The following is a 945-nucleotide window of genomic DNA, read 5'->3' as shown; positions in this document are numbered from 1 at the left end:
CTAGGGCGTGTCTGACAATTCTTTCGACCAGGCGATCACGGCGTTGAGGACGACTGCTGCGCGGTAGTTGACGGCGTGCTTGTCGTAACGGGTGGCCAGTCCGCGCCACTGCTTGGTGTGGCAGTAGCGGCGTTCGATGACGCTGCGGTTCTTGTAGTCGGCGACATCGAGCGCGACAGGTCTGCCGCCGCGGGAGCCGCGCCGCTTGCGGTGGCCCTTCTGATCGTCGGGCTCGGGGATGACGGCCTTGATTCCGCGCGCTCGCAGGTGGGCCCGGATCGCCCGCGACGAGTAAGCCTTGTCGCCGCGGACCGCGTCCGGACGGGTGCGTGGCCGGCCTCGTTCGCGGCCGACCCGCAGCTGGCTCATCAGCGGCAGGAACATCGGCGAGTCACCGGCCTGGCCAGCGGTGAGCAAGGTGACCAGTGGCAGTCCGTTGCCGTCGACGAGCTGGTGAATCTTCGTCGAGAGCCCGCCGCGGGAGCGGCCGACGGCGTGGTCAGGCGGCTCGATCCCCGGATTCGTGTAATTCGATCCAGCCCCCTGTGAGGCGCGTGGTGTTCGTGGCGTGCTGATGGGCGCGAGCGATGGTCGAGTCCACCGACAGCGACCAATCCACCAGTCCCGCAGCATCAGCGGCGGCAGTGAGCTTCGCGTGGACCTGATCCCAGGTGCCCGCCTTCGCCATCCGGTGATGCCACGTCCACACCGTCTGCCACGGCCCGAACACCTCCGGCAGATCACGCCAGGCGATACCGCACCGATACCGGTAGACGATCGCTTCGACCATCGTCCGGGCATCGGAGAACGGACGCCCCTTACGGCCCGTCCGCTTCGGCAGCATGCCCTCGATCAACGACCACTGAGCATCCGAGAGCACCTGAAACCGCGACATGAACCCAGCTTCTCAGATCCCACCCCGCCGATTTGTCAGACACGCCCTAG

At 66.9% G+C, this 945-nt stretch carries 2 protein-coding genes; both read right to left on the bottom strand.

From position 1 onward, the window contains the following. A complete protein-coding gene (locus GM1_RS23180; RefSeq protein WP_075051973.1) occupies positions 1-513 on the bottom strand; it encodes an IS5 family transposase in 513 nt (170 codons plus the stop codon). After that, on the bottom strand, positions 500-895 hold the full coding sequence (locus GM1_RS23175) for an IS5 family transposase (RefSeq protein WP_008382579.1): 396 nt from the start codon (positions 893-895) through the stop codon (positions 500-502). Before GM1_RS23175 ends, GM1_RS23180 begins: the two co-directional genes overlap by 14 nt. Between the last annotated feature and the right edge of the window lie 50 nt (positions 896-945).

Source organism: Gordonia malaquae NBRC 108250, from assembly GCF_000344135.1.
Lineage (GTDB): Bacteria > Actinomycetota > Actinomycetes > Mycobacteriales > Mycobacteriaceae > Gordonia > Gordonia malaquae.
This window is presented reverse-complemented; position numbering and strand designations above follow the sequence as displayed.

Coding starts and splice junctions, on each gene's coding strand:
- GM1_RS23175 (WP_008382579.1), bottom strand. CDS start 895: ATGTCGCGGTTTCAGGTGCTCTCGGATGCTCAGTGGTCGTTGATCGAG.